Source organism: Archangium sp., from assembly GCF_057119385.1.
Genome location: NZ_DBNGVP010000075.1, coordinates 41,782 through 59,202, shown reverse-complemented (window position 1 = coordinate 59,202; position 17,421 = coordinate 41,782). Strand labels below are relative to the sequence as shown.

Annotated in this window: 12 protein-coding genes; 8 read left to right on the top strand and 4 right to left on the bottom strand. The window is 68.8% G+C overall.

Annotation, left to right across the window (positions count from 1 at the left end; all coding sequences use genetic code 11):
* The first annotated feature begins 30 nt into the window (after positions 1–30).
* Together AC16DP_RS17885 and murI are read left to right on the top strand one after the other, a co-directional pair.
* On the top strand, positions 31–1,071 hold the full coding sequence (locus AC16DP_RS17885) for a hypothetical protein (RefSeq protein WP_329729341.1): 1,041 nt from the start codon (positions 31–33) through the stop codon (positions 1,069–1,071).
* Between the two features lie 110 nt (positions 1,072–1,181).
* Positions 1,182–2,000 (top strand): glutamate racemase, encoded by an 819-nt coding sequence (gene murI, locus AC16DP_RS17880; RefSeq protein ID WP_329729340.1) that lies wholly within the window; start codon positions 1,182–1,184, stop codon positions 1,998–2,000.
* A 97-nt stretch (positions 2,001–2,097) separates the two neighbouring features.
* On the opposite strand, the gene carF is transcribed toward murI, so the two are convergent.
* Positions 2,098–2,952, bottom strand: a complete 855-nt coding sequence (gene carF, locus AC16DP_RS17875; protein WP_329729339.1) for a plasmanylethanolamine desaturase — start codon at positions 2,950–2,952, stop codon at positions 2,098–2,100.
* 210 nt (positions 2,953–3,162) lie between these two features.
* Between carF and AC16DP_RS17870 the strand changes: the two genes are divergently transcribed.
* Complete coding sequence (locus AC16DP_RS17870) at positions 3,163–3,714, top strand: RomY N-terminal domain-containing regulatory protein (RefSeq protein WP_329729338.1); 552 nt, start codon at positions 3,163–3,165, stop codon at positions 3,712–3,714.
* Between the two features lie 16 nt (positions 3,715–3,730).
* Here the strand turns inward: AC16DP_RS17870 and AC16DP_RS17865 are convergent, their stop codons facing one another.
* Together AC16DP_RS17865 and AC16DP_RS17860 are read right to left on the bottom strand one after the other, a co-directional pair.
* Positions 3,731–5,218: an SLC13 family permease gene (locus AC16DP_RS17865; RefSeq protein ID WP_329729337.1), complete on the bottom strand. Its 1,488-nt coding sequence runs from the start codon at positions 5,216–5,218 to the stop codon at positions 3,731–3,733.
* 65 nt (positions 5,219–5,283) lie between these two features.
* Positions 5,284–5,661, bottom strand: coding sequence for a hypothetical protein (locus AC16DP_RS17860; RefSeq protein WP_329729336.1), 378 nt, complete (start codon positions 5,659–5,661; stop codon positions 5,284–5,286).
* A gap of 508 nt (positions 5,662–6,169) precedes the next feature.
* Between AC16DP_RS17860 and ftsE the strand changes: the two genes are divergently transcribed.
* The 5 genes from ftsE to AC16DP_RS17835 all read left to right on the top strand — a co-directional run bounded on the left by ftsE (position 6,170) and on the right by AC16DP_RS17835 (position 11,226).
* The gene (gene ftsE, locus AC16DP_RS17855; protein ID WP_329729335.1) at positions 6,170–6,865 is read left to right on the top strand and encodes a cell division ATP-binding protein FtsE; all 696 of its coding nucleotides are present in this window, start codon (positions 6,170–6,172) and stop codon (positions 6,863–6,865) included.
* Positions 6,862–7,764 (top strand): cell division protein FtsX, encoded by a 903-nt coding sequence (locus AC16DP_RS17850; RefSeq protein ID WP_329729334.1) that lies wholly within the window; start codon positions 6,862–6,864, stop codon positions 7,762–7,764. The genes ftsE and AC16DP_RS17850 overlap by 4 nt, the downstream gene beginning before the upstream one ends.
* On the top strand, positions 7,761–8,906 hold the full coding sequence (locus AC16DP_RS17845; RefSeq protein WP_329729333.1) for a murein hydrolase activator EnvC family protein: 1,146 nt from the start codon (positions 7,761–7,763) through the stop codon (positions 8,904–8,906). Before AC16DP_RS17850 ends, AC16DP_RS17845 begins: the two co-directional genes overlap by 4 nt.
* A gap of 94 nt (positions 8,907–9,000) precedes the next feature.
* Positions 9,001–9,861, top strand: a complete 861-nt coding sequence (locus tag AC16DP_RS17840) for an alpha/beta fold hydrolase (RefSeq protein WP_329729332.1) — start codon at positions 9,001–9,003, stop codon at positions 9,859–9,861.
* Positions 9,862–9,900: 39 nt separating this feature from the next.
* A complete protein-coding gene (locus AC16DP_RS17835; protein ID WP_329729331.1) occupies positions 9,901–11,226 on the top strand; it encodes a S41 family peptidase in 1,326 nt (441 codons plus the stop codon).
* A 90-nt stretch (positions 11,227–11,316) separates the two neighbouring features.
* Here the strand turns inward: AC16DP_RS17835 and AC16DP_RS17830 are convergent, their stop codons facing one another.
* Positions 11,317–17,334 (bottom strand): RHS repeat-associated core domain-containing protein, encoded by a 6,018-nt coding sequence (locus tag AC16DP_RS17830; protein ID WP_483956810.1) that lies wholly within the window; start codon positions 17,332–17,334, stop codon positions 11,317–11,319.
* Positions 17,335–17,421 lie beyond the last annotated feature (87 nt).

The following is a 17,421-nucleotide window of genomic DNA, read 5'->3' as shown; positions in this document are numbered from 1 at the left end:
CTCCATCGATCCAAGAATCGAGGACGTCCCATGAACGCCAGAATCCTCGCCGCATTCCTCTGTCTCACGGCCGCCAGCACGGGCTGCATCATCATCGACGGCGATGGTGGTGGCTCCCAGCAGGGCCGCGCGGGCGACGTCACCTTCCTGTGGACGTTCGCGCCCAATGGCCGGTGCTCGGATGTGCCGGACGTGAAGAACATCCAGATCTCCATCCCCGGCGAGGCGCTGCACAACGGCGGCGTCTACGCCTGCAACACCGCGGGAGTGGATGGAATCGTCCTGCACGACTTCGCGCCCGGCAGCTACCCCTACACCATCCGGGCCATCGGCTATGACGGGGCCACGCTCTTCGAGGGCCGGGGCACCTTCCTCGTGAACGGGGATGTGCGGGTGAACATCGACCTGACGCCCAACGGGATGTCCTACGCGCTGGTGTCCTGGTACTTCCCGCCCAACACGTACAGCAACAACCCGTCCTGCTCGCAGGCCGGCGTGACCTCCATCAAGGCGCAGATCGACGGGGGCGAGTGGGTGAGCCTGAACTGCGCGGACGGCATGAGCAACGGGGGCGTGGAGACGCCGTGGCTGGCGGACGGGGTGCACACCATCCAGATGGTGGCCTATGGACGGGATCTGGCGGGCCGGGATGGGATGCCGCTGTACAACACCTCCGGCACGTTCACGACGAGCGCGGGCAGCCCCCGGTCCGAGTCCTTCCGGTTCTTCGCGGTGGGTGGCATGTCGCTGCGCTGGGAGCTGTGGGACAGCAGCACCACGCGCCGGACCTGCGCCGAGGCGGGCCTGACGGGGATGCTCATCAACATGAAGAACCTGGAGACCGGGGAGATGGTCTACGGCTCGGCGGGTGATCCCCAGTCCTGCACGGGCGCGCCCATCCTCTACCAGTACCTGAAGCCGGGCCGGTACGAGGTGTACATCCGCGGCATGAAGGGCTCGGTCATCGCCTACAGCAACGAGGACCTGCCGGACGTGCTGACGGTGAGGGCCTTCGAGCAGAAGACGGTCTCGGATACGGCGTACACGGTGGCTCTGGTCCGCGAGTTCTAACCAGCAGGCCGCCTGACTGGAGTCCGGAGGGCCGGGGCAACCGCCTCGGCCCTCCTTGCTTCGCGGGCGGGCGCCTGGGGTTGGCATCAAACGTGATAGGGAAGCCGGGTATGCGGCAAGGCAGCCACGGTCCCATCGGGGTTTTCGATTCGGGTGTCGGAGGACTGACGGTCCTCAAGGCACTGATGTCCCACCTTCCCCACGAGAGCACGCTCTACCTGGGAGACACGGCGCGGGTGCCCTACGGCACGAAGTCGGGCGAGGTGGTGACGCGCTATTCGCTGAAGAACGCGGAGTTCCTGCTGGAGCGGGGCATCAAGCTGCTGGTGGTGGCGTGCAACACGGCCTCGGCGGTGGCGTTGCCGGCGCTGTCGGCGGCGCTGCCGGTGCCGGTGGTGGGGGTGATTGCGCCTGGGGCGAGGGCGGCGCTGAGGAGGACGCGGGGCGGAGGGGTGGGCGTCATCGGGACACCGGGGACCATCCGTTCAGGGGCGTACCAGCGGGAGTTGGAGGCGGCGGCGGGGGCGGAGGGGGTGAAGGTGAAGGCGAGGGCGTGCCCGCTCTTCGTGCCGTTGGCGGAGGAGGGGTGGCTGGGAGGAGACGTACCGCGGCTGGTGGCCCGCGAGTACCTGGCGGACTTCGCGCGGAGCGGGGTGGACACGCTGGTGTTGGGGTGCACGCACTATCCGCTGCTGAAGGACGTCATCGCCGAGGCGGTGGGGCCGCGGGTGGAACTGGTGGACTCGGCGGAGGCGACGGCGGAGGTGGTGGCGTCGCTGCTGGAGGAGCAGCGACTGCTGGCGACCGGGGGAGGAACGCCGGCGCACCACTACTTCGTGACGGACGTACCGGAGCGTTTCGTGGAGGTGGGGGCGAGGTTCCTCGGGAGGCCCATCCAGTCCGCGGAGCAGGTGGACCTGTCCTTCTGAGTCCAATTTCCCCTCTCCCCCCGGGAGAGGGACGGGGTGAGGGTATCCGGGCCCCGGGTTCCCCCCAGAGCCCCAGACCACAGCACGGACCCGCGAATCAGGAAGGCCGGGCCGAGGACACGGAGGGAGTCTCCTCCGGAGCGGCCTCGAGGAGCTCCTTGGCGGCCTGGACGACGGGAGGCGTGGCGGTGGAGGTGACCGCGAAGAGCTCGAGGGCGGCCTCGGTGCCGATGTCGTCCTTGCGCGGAATCAGCCCGGTGACGCGGGTGATGAGCCGCTCGAGGGTGGGGAAGAAGCCGATCATCAGGAGCGGCTTGTTCATCCAGCCGACGGTGATGCAGTAGTACTTGTTGAAGGGGGCGGTGTGGTGGATGCGGTGGTGTTCGGGGGGGAGGATGAGGTGGACGCGCTGGAGGAAGCCGATGAGCGCGGGGGGGTGGTCCATGTGGGACCACTTGTGGAACTGGTTGGTGGCCATCACCCAGAAGATCATCGCGCCGAGGAAGGCGGAGACGAAGACCTGGCCGGAGCTGGAGTGGGGGAGGAGGACGGCGAGGAGGGCGACGGGGAGGGAGACGAGGCAGTTGTTGCCGTTGGTCTCCACGAAGTCATGGCGGGTGATGGCCTTCTCGTCGACGTGGTGCTCGCGGAAGGGGCGGATGAAGGCCTTGCCGAGCACGGGCATGTCGGTGGAGCCCCAGGTGTCGCCCATCCAGTGGACGAAGCCGGAGACGAAGTCGGCGGCCAGGTAGCCCAGCAGGACGGCGCTGAGCAGGAGCCAGGGGCCGGTGTGGGGGTTGCCGGCCAGGCGCCAGACGAGGGCGGACTCGAGGGCGACGAAGGAGACGATGCTGGCGATCTCCATGGCGCGGATGGCGGGCGAGTAGCCCTGGGCCAGAGCCGTGGCGTCCTGCTGGCGCAGGTGGTTCTTGAGCTCGTTCTTCTTCGTCATGAGTCCCGGGGTGCTCAGGGGGGTCGAGCGGGGTCCGCCGACCACGTCCAGGGGAGACTCTACAAGGAGTCGGATCCTGGACGAAGTCATGGGGTGAACGATGCAGGCGTCCGGTCTTCCAGCCGGGAGGCCAGCGAGCATCCGAGGAGGAAGAGCCGACGCGTTCCTTGTGTCCCCTGGTAGGCGCTGGTACGTTCCGCGGCCTCGGGCATGGCGAAAACCTTCGAAAAAGCCGTCACCGGCTTCAACCACAACATCAAGTACAAGGGGAAGGTCTACCACGTCCAGACCGAGGACTCGGGCGTCAACAACCCCCACATCATCACCCACCTGTTCGTGGGCGGTAACATCCTCGCGTCCAAGAAGACGTCGTACGCGGACATCCTCAACGCCGAGAACCTGGGCGAGGTGGTCCGCGAGTTGATGGAGGAGCAGCACAAGGAGATGCTGCGCAACCTCATCAACGGGGTGTACGACGGCTTCGACACGTCGGGCGTGCGGCACTACCAGCCGGGGCAGCTGGGCACGGCGGAGGACGCCGCGCAGGCCCGGCAGGTGGCCCCGGCGGCCAAGGCCCCGCAGCCGGCGGTGCCCGTGGCGGCGTTCGTGCCTCCGGAGATCGCCGCGGCGCGAGCCCTGAAGGTGGCGCCGAAGATCAACGAGGTGGGGGTGGAGACGCTCTTCGGAGAGGACCTCATCTCGGAGAAGAGCCTGGACGAGGTGATCCTCAGCTACCTGGCGGGCGAGGACAACAACCAGTAGGCCCCCGGCGCCGTGCTCAGCCGAGCACGAAGCGCACCCAGACGAGCCCGTAGAGGGTGAGGAGCGCGGCGGACAGCAGGTCCAGCGGCAGCCCCACCTTCATCATCGTGGGCAGGCGGACGTAGCCGCTGCCGAAGACGATGGCGTTGGGCGGAGTGCCCGCGGGCAGGGCGAAGTCGCACGAGGCGGCGAAGGTGCTCACCGCGAGCAGGGGCAGCGAGCCGGGGAGCACGTTGAGGAGCACGTTCACGGTGGCGGTGTTGGAGGCCACGGCGGACAGGAGCACGGTGGTGAGGGCCACGGCGCCGTACTGGGCGGTGGGGCCCAGGGACTCGAGGTGGGTCAGGCGCGCGGCCATGTACGTGGACAGCCCGCCGCCCTCGATGCCCGCGGCGAGCGCGAAGCCGCCTCCCAGGAGAAGCAGCGTGTCCCAGGGGACGCGGGCGAGGGCCCGGAGAGACAGCCGGCCCAGCAGCACGAGCGTCCCGGCGGAGAGCAGCGCCACGCCCGCCTCGTAGTGCTTGCCGAGCAGCTTGAAGCCCCCGAAGGCCGAGGCCACCCAGGGCGCGAGCATGGGCCGCAGGAAGTCCCCGCCCATCCACAGCAGCGCGGCGATGAGGAAGACGGTGCCCACCACCTTCTCGCCCGCGGAGGGGGGCCCGAGCGCGGACAGCTCCCGCTGGATGACGTCCACGCCCTTGCCGGGGCCGAGCGCGTCCCGGCGGCCCTTGCGCCACAGCACCCACCAGATGAGCGGCACGAAGAGGAGGACGAAGGGCAGGGCGGCGGCCATGTACTCGAGGAATCCCACGTCGGTGCCGAGCCGTCGCGAGGCCACGCCCGCGAAGACGGAGTTGGTGGGGCTGCCGATCTTGGTGCCGATGCCGCCGACGTTGGCGGCGTAGGCCACGCCGAGCATGAGCGCGGCGCCGAAGTGCTCCAGCCGGCGGCCCTCGCCGGCCTCGAGCTGGGCGATGAGGGCCATGCCGATGGGCACCATCATCACGGCGGTGGCGGTGTTGGAGATCCACAGGGAGACGGAGGCGGTGGCCACGAGCATGCCGAGCAGCAGGCGCTGGGGAGCGGTGCCGATGGCGCGCATGATGAGCAGGGCGATGCGCCGGTGCAGGTGCCACTGCTCGAGCGCGGCGCCCAGGGCCATGCCCCCGAGGAAGAGGAAGATGTAGGGGTCCATGTAGGGCAGGGCGGAGCGGCCCAGGGAGGCGGGGAGGCCGCTGGTGCCGAAGACGCCCAACGCGGGGAAGAGGACGAGGGGGAGGAGGGCGGTCCAGGCCATGGGGACGGCCTCGGTGAACCACCAGAGGGCCATCCAGGCGGCCACGGCGGCGGCGGCGGCCGGGCGGTGGCCCATGCCGGGGACAGCGTGGAGGCCCGAAGGAATGAGCAGGAGGGCCCCGGCGGCGAGCGGCCCGGCGAGCAGGCCAATCAGGCGCACACGGGACAGCGAGGTGGAGGTCGCACTCCGGGTCGAGCGGGAAGCCACGTTTCCACCCTGCCACAGGTGGAACGAATGTGGCCATGGGCCGGGGTTGGTTCCTGTTGGCGGGCCTACTTCGAATCTGGAGGTCCCAGTTCATCCGGCAGGGGCCTCGGGACGAACTTCAATCCCTTCGGCATGTCATACACGACAAAACCCTGTTCAACGATTTTGACGAGATCGCCATCCTTGGCATTTCCACTGGCGAGCCATTTGTCCGCTTCCTCTTTCGTCGCGAACGTTTGAGCAAGGGTCACCGGCTTATAGGTGAAGAATCTCCGAAAATAATCGCGGTATTCATCCAGCGTCTGGGTGTCGCGGAGATAAAGCAACGCTACCGAGGCGATTCGGAGCGCCTCGTCTTCCGGCGTGCCCTCCGGGTACTTCGCGCCCACCGTTCCGAGCGTCTTCATGACGGCGTCGACATCGAAGTTTGAATGATAGGTCATGAGTGCACCAGGTTAGAGGGCAAGAGGAGCCAGAATCAGTGCGCCGGAATCAATCTCATCTCTTTGTTCGTCTCCTGCTCATCCGTTCTTCCTGACACTCACGCTCAACAATCTCCATGATACGGACGGCGGACGGGAGGAAGTCAGCAATCCAAGGAGTTTGTTCCGAAGAAAACATGTGCTTCGTGTCGGTGCCTCCACGTTGGCGGCGTAGGCCACGCCCAGCATGAGCGCGGTTCCGAAGTGCTCCAACCGTCGGCGTTCACTGGCCTCACGTTGGGCGATGAGGGCCATACCGATAGGGGCCGTCATCACTGCGGTGGCGGTGTTGGAACTCCACTGAAGGGGGGCCAATGGCGCGCATGATGAGCAGGGCAGCAGGTCGCTTGGCGAGCAGGCAACCGAGGCTCACCTGGAGCCGGGATGTGGGTCGCACTCCGGGTCCAGCGGGAAGCCACGTCCGCAACGTGGCGAGGTGGCCTCCACGAGGCCATAATCGGTCCCGCCGATGATCCAGATGTTCCACGTCTACAAGGCGTATCCTGGCGATCCGCCCGTCCTCTCGGACATCAACCTTCACGTGCAGAAGGGCGAGTTCGTCTTCCTCACCGGGCCCTCGGGCGCCGGGAAGACGACCCTCATGAAGCTCATCTTCTGCGGCGAGAAGGCCACCAAGGGGCAGATCCTCGTGGGCGGCCGCAACATCGCCCGCATCCGCGAGTCGGCCGTCCCCTACCTGCGGCGCAACATCGGCGTCGTCTTCCAGGACTTCAAGCTCCTCCCCCACCGCACCGTCGAGGACAACGTCGCCTTCGCCCTCGATGTCCTCGGCGTCCCTCGCGCCGTGGCTCGCGAGCGCGTCCTGCGCATGCTCAAGCTCGTGGGCCTGCAGCACAAGGCCAGCTCCATGCCCCTCAAGCTCTCCGGTGGTGAGCAGCAGCGCGTCGTCATCGCCCGGGCGCTCGTCAATGACCCCACCATCCTCCTGGCCGACGAGCCCACCGGCAACCTCGACCCCGCGCTCACCCTGGAGATCATGGACCTCCTGATGGACGTCAACGCCCGGGGCACCACGGTGATGGTGGCCACCCACGACCACAGCCTCATCACCCGCTACCAGAAGCGCACCCTGCGTCTGGAGAACGGCTTCATCGTGTCGGACGAGGACGGCGTCAAGGCCGCCCGGCGGATGGCGGCGGGATGAGCGTCCTCGCGAAGGCGGCCTACTTCTGGCGCTCGGCGGCCTCGGGCCTCCGCCATGCGCCCTTCATCCACTTCGTCGCCGTCACCACCATCGCCATCGCCATCTTCTCCGCCGGCCTCGCCCAGGCCACCGGCCGCATGGTCGAGGCCCTCATCGGCTCCCTCGGCGGCGAGGTCCAGGTGACGGTGTACCTCTCCCCCGAGCTCGACGAAGAGGGCGCCACCGTCCTGCGAGATCGCATGGTGGCCCTCAGTGGGGGCCGCGCCTATCTGGTTCCCCCTCGGGCCGCGCTCGAGCGTCTCGCGACCGAGCTGGGTGACCTCGGCGAGGCGCTCGCCCAGCTGCCGGAGAATCCCCTGCCGCCCTCGCTGGAACTGGAGGTCCCCCAGGAGCGGCGTACCCCGGGCGCGCTCAAGGCGCTCGCGCAGCAGCTGCGCGCCCTGCCCGGCGTCACCGGCGTGGACTACGGCGAGGAGGCCGTGGAGCGGCTCTCGGCCATCTCCAAGGCGCTGCGCTATGGCGGGTGGGTGGCCTTCGCCGTGGTGCTGCTCGCCACCGTCGTCATCGTGTCCGCGACGCTGCAGCTCGCCATCTACGCGCGCCGCGGCGAGATCGAAATCCAGAAGCTGGTCGGCGCGACGGACCGCTTCGTCAAGGCGCCCTTCCTCATCGAGGGCTTCCTGCAAGGGCTGCTCGGCGCTGGCGTGGCGCTGGCCGGACTGTTCGCCTTCGAGCGGCTCGCGGGGCCCGGCCTGGCCTCGCTCTTCTCCTTCCTCGTGGGCCCCAGCGGCATGGTGCCGCTGCTGGAGCCCGGCATCGCCCTCGAGCTGCTCGCGGCGGGTTGCGGGCTGGGGCTCGGGGGCAGCTTCATCGCGGTGGGGCGCTTCCTGAGGGTATGAGCCGGCTCGTCCTCCTCTCGCTGCTGCTGTGGGGTGGTGCCGCCCTCGCCCAGGAGGACGCGGCTCCCCCCGCGTCCGCTCCCGTGCTGGACGAGGCGGCCGAGCGGGAGGCCGTGCGCGAGAAGCTCGCCACGCAGCGGGCGGCGCTCGCGCTCATCGAGTCTCGCAAGGTGTCCGCGCTCGAGGTGCTGGAGATGGTGGAGCAGCGGGCGGCCACCAGCTCGCAGCGCGTGAAGGCGCTGGAGCGCGACCTGTCCGTCTTCCGCAAGCGGCTCGCCGTGGCCGAGCAGGAGGACTCCCTGACGCAGGAGATGTTGCGCGGGCAGATGCGCCGGCTCTCCCCCCGGCTCTGGGGCATGTACCGGCTGATGCGCCGCCGGCCCCTCGAGGTGCTGCTGAGCGCGAGGGACTTCTCCGCCATGGTGTGGCGCTCGCGCGCGCTGCGGGCCACGCTCGAGGAGGACCTGCGGCTGCTGCGCACGGTGCAGCGCGTGGCCCGGTTGCGGCGCCAGTCGGCCGCCGAGCTGCGCCGGTTGCAGGGTTCGCTGGACGTGCGCCTGGGTTTCCTGCGCGAGCAGGCGGCGCTGGCTCGGGCCCAGCAGGCGGCGCTCGAGGAGATCGTGGGCGCCATCAAGGGCGAGGCGGAGCTGGCGCGGCGCATGGTGCGCGAGCTGGAGCAGGCGGACGCGGACCTCACCCGCGTCATCCAGGACCTCAACGAGGGCCCGGCCACGTCCGGCTTCGGCGCGCTCAAGGGCAAGCTGCCCTTCCCCGCGCCGGGCCTCATCGAGGTGGGCTTCGGCAAGGTGGTGAACCCGCGCTTCAACACCGTCACCGTGCAGAAGGGCGTGGACATCCGCGCGCCCGCGGGCTCGCCGGTGAAGGCCGTGGCCGAGGGCACCGTGGCCTACGCGGGATGGATGCGCGGCTACGGCAACCTGCTCATCCTCGACCATGGGGGCGGCTACCACACGCTGGTGGCGCACCTGGCCTCCGTGGCCCAGGAGGTGGGCGCCCAGGTGGCCGCCGGTGACGTCGTGGGCGAGGTCGGTGACACCGGCTCGCTCAAGGGCGCCTACCTGTATTTCGAGATCCGCCGCGCCGGGCAGGCGGTGGATCCCGCTCCCTGGCTGGCGCGTTGACCGCTCGCCCCGGGCCGGGCACCGGGCGTCCACTCGTGGAAGGATGCGGCACGGAAATGATGCGGTGCGGCATGGAGGGGATTAGCTTCCGGCCGTGGATCTCATCTCAGGACTCCAGGAAGTCACCCGGCGCATGTTGGTGGCGCGCGGGGTGCGGTCGAGCATGGTGGACGTGGCCGGGCAGCGGCTGCACCACTACGAGCTGAAGGGGAAGGGCAAGGGGCCGCCGGTGCTGCTGGTGCACGGGCTGGGCGGGACGGCCAACGGCTTCGCGCGCATCTTCTTCGGGCTGGCCCGGCGCTTCGAGCGGGTGCTGGCGGTGGACCTGCCGGGGCACGGCTTCTCGCCGGAGTACTGCCTCGGGCCCACGTGCGTGCGGGGCCAGTACAACATGCTGGTGGAGTACCACCGGAAGGTGGTGGGGGGCCCGGCCTTCGTGGTGGGCAACTCGCTGGGTGGCGCCCTGTCCGTGCAGCTGGCGGCCGAGCACCCCGAGCTGGTGAAGGCCCTGGGGCTGGTGGCGCCCGCGGGCGCGGACGTGGGGCACGAGCTCTTCGTGGAGGTGCTCCAGTCCATGGACGTGCGCACGGCCGAGCAGTCCCGCGCGCTCACCCGGCGCCTCTTCCACCGTCCGCCCATGCTGATGATGCTGATGGCCGACATGGTGCGGGGCATCTACTCGACGCCCGCGGTGAGGGAGCTGAGCGCGGATGCGCTGGCCACGCGCGAGTACCTCAAGCCCGAGCTGCTCCAGTCGCTCGCCATGCCGGTGCTGTGCGTGTGGGGTGGGAGTGAGAAATTGCTGCCCCGGCAGAGCCTGGACTTCTTCCGCTCGCACCTGCCGCCGCACTCGCGGGTGAGGGTGGTGGAGGAGTTCGGCCATATCCCGCAGGTAGAGCGGCCGAACGAGCTGGTGTCGGAGTTGGTGCAGTTCGCGGACACCGCGGGGCTGTAGGAGGGCCGGGGCGCGGGCCGGGTGCTAGACTCGGGGCTCATGCGCTCCCTGCACTCCTGGCGCGCGGCACTCGCCGCGGGCCTGTTGCTCCAGGCTCCCCCGCCCCCTCCCAACACCTCCACGTACGAGCAGCTCGAGGTGTTCGCCCGGGTGCTCTCCTACGTGGAGAACAACTACGTGGAGCCGGTGGATGACAAGAAGCTCATGTACGGCGCCATCCAGGGAATGCTGGAGACGTTGGATCCGCACACGATCTTCATGCCGCCCGAGGTCTTCAAGGAGATGAAGATCGACACCTCCGGCGAGTTCGGAGGGCTGGGCATCGAGGTGGCGCGCAAGGGCGAGGGCATCGTGGTGGTGGCGCCCATCGACGACACCCCGGCGGCGCGAGCGGGCATCCGGGCCGGTGACGAGCTGCTCGCCATCGACGGGGAGACCATCCAGGGCATGCCCGTGCCGGAGGTGCTGCAGCGCATGCGGGGCCCCGCGGGCAAGCGGGTGCTGCTGACCATCATGCGCGAGGGCTTCAACGCGCCGCGCGAGCTGGCCATCATCCGGGACCACATCCGCATCATCTCGGTGGAGGGCGAGCTGTACGGGGGCATCGCGCACCTGAAGGTGAAGAACTTCCAGGACCGCACGGCGCTGTACCTGCGCAAGGAGCTGGACCGGCTGCGGGAGAAGAACGGGGGCAAGCCGCTGCGCGGGGTGGTGTTGGATCTGCGCAACAACCCGGGAGGGCTGTTGGACCAGGCGGTGGCGGTGAGCGACCTGTGGCTGCCGGGGAACCTGCCCATCGTGAGCACGCGGGGGCGCAAGGGCGGCCGCGTGACCGAGGAGCTGAGCAAGGACCGGGACACGGAGCCGGACTACCCGCTGGTGGTGCTGGTGAACGCGGGGAGCGCCTCGGCGTCGGAGATCGTCGCGGGAGCGCTGCAGGACCACGGACGCGCGACCATCCTGGGCACGCAGACCTTCGGCAAGGGCAGCGTGCAGACGGTCATCGAGCTGGAGGATGGCTCGGGGCTGAAGCTGACGATTGCCCGCTACTACACGCCGAAGGGACGGAGCATCCAGGAGAAGGGCATCACGCCGGACTACCAGGTGCCGGAGGCGCCGGGAGGGAAGGGCGCGAGGGACCAGCCGCGGGAGAAGGACCTGGACCGGCACTTCAAGGCGGAGCCGGTGGTGTCGAGCGAGTCCGACGCGGTGGCGAAGCCGAAGAACCTGCCCGAGAGCGTGCGGGACTGGGACGTGCCGGCGAAGCTGACGGACTACCAGCTGAAGATGTCGCTGAACTACCTGAACAGCGTGGCCAACGGCCCCCCTCGCCCGGCCCCGAAGGCGAGCACGGAGGCCCCCTGACCCCACTTCCCCTCGAGGGCCTCGGGTCGAACCGTGAGGGCCCACGGTGCGTCACCGGGCTCGCGCCGGGCAACGCACCGTGAGACCGGCTCATCCCCGGGTCGAGGAGATGACCATCAACTCGAGCTGGCGCCCGCTCCGCATGGCGGAGTTCTGGATGTCGCTCAGGCCGTAGGGGGTGAGGAAGCTGTTGCGGAAGACCCCGGTGACCTGGCCGGCGACCGGCATGTCCTGCGAGAGCAGGAGCTGGCCCGCATAGGTATAGCCGGGGCCGATCTGCCAGGTGTTGAAGGCGAAGCCGTAGGCGTCATGGACGACGCCGTGGAGCCGGACGGAGGGAATCCACCCGACGAGCTTCTCGAGCACCGTGGTGGTCATCCCGCTGCCGGGCCCCACCATTCCGAAGCCTTTCTCCCCCGCGCGCATGGCGGTCTCCAGCACATGCTGCAGCGAGGTGTGTGTCTCCTGGGCGGCGACGTACGCCGAGCTCAGGGCGCGCTGGGGATCCTCGAAGTTCGCCCTCACCCTGGCCATGTCCACTCCCTCCCGGGCCGCCTGCTGCTGCGCCTGCTGCTCGAGCTGCTCCAGCGTCTCACTGGACTTCATCTGCCCGGCGACGAAGCTCGCGGCGGTGTACGCCCAGCCGATGGCCTGTTTCAGCCCGGGTTCCAGTGGGCTCAGCGGTGAGGTGAGCGCCGCCACCGACGCGCCCATGAGTCCTCCCGCGAGGCCGCCTCCCAGCAGCGGCCCCATGTACCCGGTGGCGAAGCCCAGGGCGATGCCGCCGAGGGTCATCAGGAAGGGATCCTTGAGCACATAGCCGGCCACCGTGGCCGCCGCTCCCACCGCCGCCACGGCCGTCACCCAGACCGGGGCAGTCGAGGCGGCCACCGAGACCACCGCCACCACGGCCGCCACCACCGGCGCATGGCCCGTGGGATCGACGTTGGAGATGGGGTTGTTGTAGCCGAAGGCGTAGCGGTTGAGCGCCTGGGGGTTCTCCAGATCCGGCACCATGGAGTCCGGGGAGATGAAGCGTCCGAGCTCCGGATCGAAGTAGCGGGCGTTCATGTAGACGAGGCCCGTCTCCCCGTCCGTCTCGTGTCCGCCGAAGCCGCGGGTATTGGCCACGCCGCCGGAGTCGGCGAGCGTCTTGCCATAGGCGGCGTAGTCGTAGCTGTGGACCACCGCCCCCGTGGCGTTGGTCATCAGTTGCACCGAGCCCAGGTGGTCCTGGTGCATGAAGCTCGTTCCCGCCGGGCCCTTGCTGGCCACCAGCAGCGCCCCCGCGTACACGTGCTTGAGGTAGGCGCCGCCGGGGCCGATCTCGAAGAGCTTGCCGAAGTAGCGGGTGGTGTTGCCCGCCGTCGTCTTGGAGATCCGCCCGCCGTCCGGATCATGGAAGAACGTCGTCGTCTGGCCGCTCCGGGTCACCGAGGCGAGCCGGTTCTCGTCATCCCAGCGCAGCTCGCGCCCGGCGCCACCGGTCATGTTGCCATTGGCGTCGTAGGTGTAGCTGCTCGCGCCGGCCACCGTCGAGGCGTGCCTTGGGGTGGCGCTGCCGTAGCCGTAGGCGCCGACCGCGGAGTTGTAGGTGAGGTTGCCGAGCGCGTCGTAGGTGAAGAACTGGGACTGGGCGCCGGAGACGGAGACGAGCCGGTTGCGCTCGTCGTAGCCGTAGTTCACGTTGAGCAGTGGATCCGTGGAGGAGGACTGGGAGGTGACGCGGGCGGCGGCGTCATACGCGTAGTTGGCCGAGTAGAGCGTCGTCGTGCCGCGCAGCACCTGGGAGGAAGAGAGCCACTGACGGCCCGCGTCGTAGGTGTAGGACTGGGTGACGCCGTTGGCGAGCGACACCCGGGTGATCTGCCCCCGGGCGTTGTACGCGAGCGCGTTGACGTAGCCGCCCACGCTCGCCAGCCGCCCCGCGCTGTCATACGCGTGGCTGACGGACTCCCCATCGCCGTACGTCACGCTCGCCAGCCGTCCGAGCTGGTCATACGCCCAGCGCGTCGTGGCGCACACCCCGAGGATGCACCGCGTGGAGCTCGTCACCCGTCCCGCGAAGTCGTACGAGAGGTTCTCGGAGCCCTCGTCCCAGGTGAGGCTCGTGGGCCTGTCCCCCACCGCCGCCCCGTGTCCGGCCTCGTCGTAGCGCCACGCCGCGAGTCCGCCGCCGGGCAGCGCCTTGGACACCCGGCGCCCCAGGGCGTCATACGTCACCCGGGTCGTCTGTCCCCTGGCATCGGTCTCCGAGGTGCGGTTGCCCGCCGCATCGTACCCGTAGCTCCAGCAGCCCAGATCCGGGTCGCACTCCGCGAGCTTGTTGCCGAGCGAGTCCCACGTCTTGGTGGACACGTTGCCCGCGGCGTCCGTCACCCGCGCGAGCCGCCCCAGGACGTCCCGCTGGTAGCGGGTCCGGCTCTCCACGCCGCCGCTCCACTCCGAGACGGCCACCACGTTGCCCAGGCCGTCGGCGGCCTTGCGCGTGGCGTGCCGGAGCTCGTCGTAGTGCGTGATGCACGAGCGCGGCGCGGCGAAGTCGGGGTCGGACGGGTTGTGGCAGATTTGATAGACATTCTCCGCGAAGCTGCCGTCCGGGCTGGTGACGGTACGCACGCGCCCCGCGCCGTCATAGGCGAAGACCTGGTAGCGGGGCGTCTCCGTGGCCGGGTCGTACCAGAGCGACTCCTTCCACACGCGCTCGGAGCCATCGGAGTACAGGACGAGATGCGTGGCACCGTTCTCGCGCACGCGCTTGTAGACGCGCCGCATGCCATCGAAGTACTCGTCCACCCAGAGCCCGTCCGCCGTGCCATCCGATTGGACGAGGCGCACCCGCTGGCCGCTCGCGCTCCCCCACGAGAGGTATTGCCGCTCCACCCAGCCGCCATCGGGCCGGGTCTCGCGCACCAGCCGCCCGAGGGCGTCGTAGCCGCGCGTGTGCGTCAGTCCGTTGGCATCGGTCTCGGAGGTGACCTTGCCGAGGGTCAGGTCATACGTGGTGCCCTTGCAGTGGCCGAGCGCATCGCACTCCCGCACCGGGTAGAGGCGGAAGGTGGTGTCGTAGGCCGTCGTCCGGGTATGGCCTCGCTCGTCCGTGCGTGAGGCCAGGTTTCCGGAGGCGTCGTAGGTGAATGCCTCCGTCACATAGCCGCCGCTCTGGTCGTTCCAGCGCTTGCGCGAGGTGAGGTCGCCATACACGGGCGCCGAGGCGTACGTGGTGGCGCCGTCGTAGGCGTGGAGCGTCTGGCGCATCAGCCGCCCCGCCGTGCCGATTCCCGCGTAGACGTTCTCGTAGGCCGCCTTGGCGACGATGTACCGGGTGGTGTTCGGGTAGAACCCGCGGACCGTGGTGCGCTCGTCGCCGGAGGCGTCGTAGTTGCCGTACTCGAGGGTGCGCACCACGTTGCCGTAGACGTCATAGCCGAGCTGGTTGACGACCCGCTGGCAGGTGGCGCCCTGGTTGCATTCGTAGTCCCAGCGCTCCGTGAGCAGCGAGGTGTACGGCGGGGCGCTGTTCTCCTGGTACGTGTACTTCGAGTAGCTGTAGATCCTCCCGGCCGCATCGCGGAAGTAGGTGGCCTCGGGCTTGGAGACGCAGCCGACGTGCTGGTGGTAGTAGGTCTCGGTGTAGTTGCCGGCGGCATCCAGCACACCGGTCACCTTGCGGAAGCCGAGGAAGCGGCGCTCGGAGTGGGACCAGAGGCCGCCCTGGTAGGAGTAGTTCGTGGTGGAGCTGCTGCCCCGCCCGTCGGTGGTCGTCACCGACGAGACCGTCTGGAAGACCATGCCGGCGGGCAGCGAGGTGTTCTGCCAGGCGGAGGAGGGCGTGTACTGCACCGTCGTCGTGCCGCCCAGGCCATTGGACACCGAGGTCAGCAGATCCGGTGAAGTCCCCGCCGCCAGCCAGTGCTGGGCCAGGGTGACGCGGTTGTTGACGTCCTGGTAGATCATCACCAGGTCCCCCCGCCCATCTCCGTTCACGTCCATGGGGAGGACCCGCCCGCGGTAGGTGCCGCTGTCCACGACGCTGGTCCAGTACGTCTCGTTGGAGGTGGACGAGCTGCCCGCGTACTGGAGCCTGCCGCCGTCGGAGATCCAATGCTGGGACAGGGTGACGCGGTTGTTGACGTCCTGGTAGACCATCGCCAGGTCGCTCCGCCCATCTCCGTTGATGTCCGAGGTGAAGACCTTGCCGTGGTAGGTGCCGCTGTCCACGACGCTGGTCCAGTACGTCTCGTTGGAGGTGGACGAGCTGCCCTCGTACTGGAGCTTGTTGCCGTCGGACAGCCAGTGCTGGGCCAGGGTGACGCGGTTGTTGACGTCCTGGTAGATCATCACCAGGTCTCCGCGCCCATCCCCGTTCACGTCCATGGCGAGGACCTTGCCGCGGTAGGTGGAGCTGTCCACCACGCTGGTCCAGTACGTCTCATTGGAGGTGGAGGAGCTGCCCGCGTACTGGAGCTTGCCGCCGTCGGAGATCCAGTGCTGGGCCAGGGTCACGCGGTTGTTGACGTCCTGGTAGACCATCACCAGGTCTCCCCGGCCATCCCCGTTCACGTCCATGGGAAGCACCTGCCCGCGGTAGGTGGAGCTGTCCACCACGCTGGTCCAGTACGTCTCATTGGAGGTGGAGGAGCTGCCCGCGTACTGCAGCTTGCTGCCGTCGGAGATCCAGTGCTGGGTGAGGGTCACGCGGTTGTTGACGTCCTGGTAGATCATCACCAGGTCGCCGCGCCCATCCCCGTTGACGTCCATGGGGAAGACCTTGCCGTGGTAGGTGCCGCTGTCCACGACGCTGGTCCAGTACGTCTCGGTGGAGGTGGAGGAACTGCCCGCGTACTGCAGCTTGTTGCCGTCGGAGATCCAGTGCTGGGCCAGGGTCACGCGGTTGTTGACGTCCTGGTAGATCATCACCAGGTCCCCCCGCCCATCCCCGTTCACGTCCATGGGGAAGACCTTGCCGCGATAGGTGGAGCTGTCCACCACGCTGGTCCAGTACGTCTCGGTGGAGGTGGAGGAGCTGCCCGCGTACTGGAGCTTGCCGCCATCGGAGATCCAGTGCTGGGCCAGGGTGACGCGGTTGTTGACGTCCTGGTAGACCATCGCCAGGTCGTCCCGCCCATCCCCGTTGATGTCCAGGGAGACGGTCTTCCCGTGATAGCTGGGGTGGTCCACGACGCTGGTCCAGTACGTCTCGGTGGAGGTGGAGGAGCTGCCGGAGTACTGGAGCTGCTTGTTGGCGGAAGCACCGGACCACCCCAGCGTCATGGGGGGCAGCGCCGTGCCGCCCGTGATGGTGCCGGCCGCGTCGATGAGCACGTCCCGGCCATACTGCTGGACGCTCACCAGCAGGGAGCGCCCGGAGCCGCCGCTCGAGGCATAGGCCAGCTTGTAGGCCCGGATGGGGGCCGGACCAGGGGCCGAGACCAGGATGCTCTTGAGCCGGTAGTTCGTGCGCGCCAGGCCCGCGCCCGTCGCATAGGAGATGGGATCCGGACGGGCCTCGGAGTAGAACTTGATCGTCGTCCCGTTGTAGGCGATCGCGTCCAGGTAGCAGTCCGCGCCGGAGTCGCACCAGTAGCCGTAGCTCACCGTGTTGCCGTGCGTGTCCTGCGCCGTCTTGAGCGCCCACCGGAACGTGCCCCGGGAGACCGCGAAGACAGGCTCGTAGCTGAGCCGGGTTCCATCCTTGCGGTACACGGTCCAGCGGTTGTTGGCGCTGTCCTGCACGATGCGCATGTAGCCCTGGATGCGCGTCGAGTGCGTCCCCCCGAGCGAGGCGTCCGCGACCAGCTCCTGCCCGTCGAGCAGGAACATGTCACTGGCGTCGTAGCGGGGAGCGCCCTTGCCGCGCGAGGCGCGCTCGATGAAGGAGACGCCCGAGACCGACCAGCCCACGCCGAGCCAGCCATTCTGCCCGCCCGAGCTGTACGTCAGCGTCAGGTTCGGCTCCAGGGCGTGGAACGCGGGGAGCTCGATGGGGACCTGGGTGCTGAAGGCGCCGTAGAAAGGTTCGACGTTGCCCGCCTCCGCGGTGCGTGGGCTGGCGGAGACGAGGCTGACGAGGATGAGTGTGACGAGTGCGGATGGGGCACGGGACATGGGCCGTCCTCCGAGGACTGGGGGGCAGGCCTTTCAGGTTAAACGTGCCCGGCCGGACTGTCACTCCATGTGTGGGTCATCCGGGTG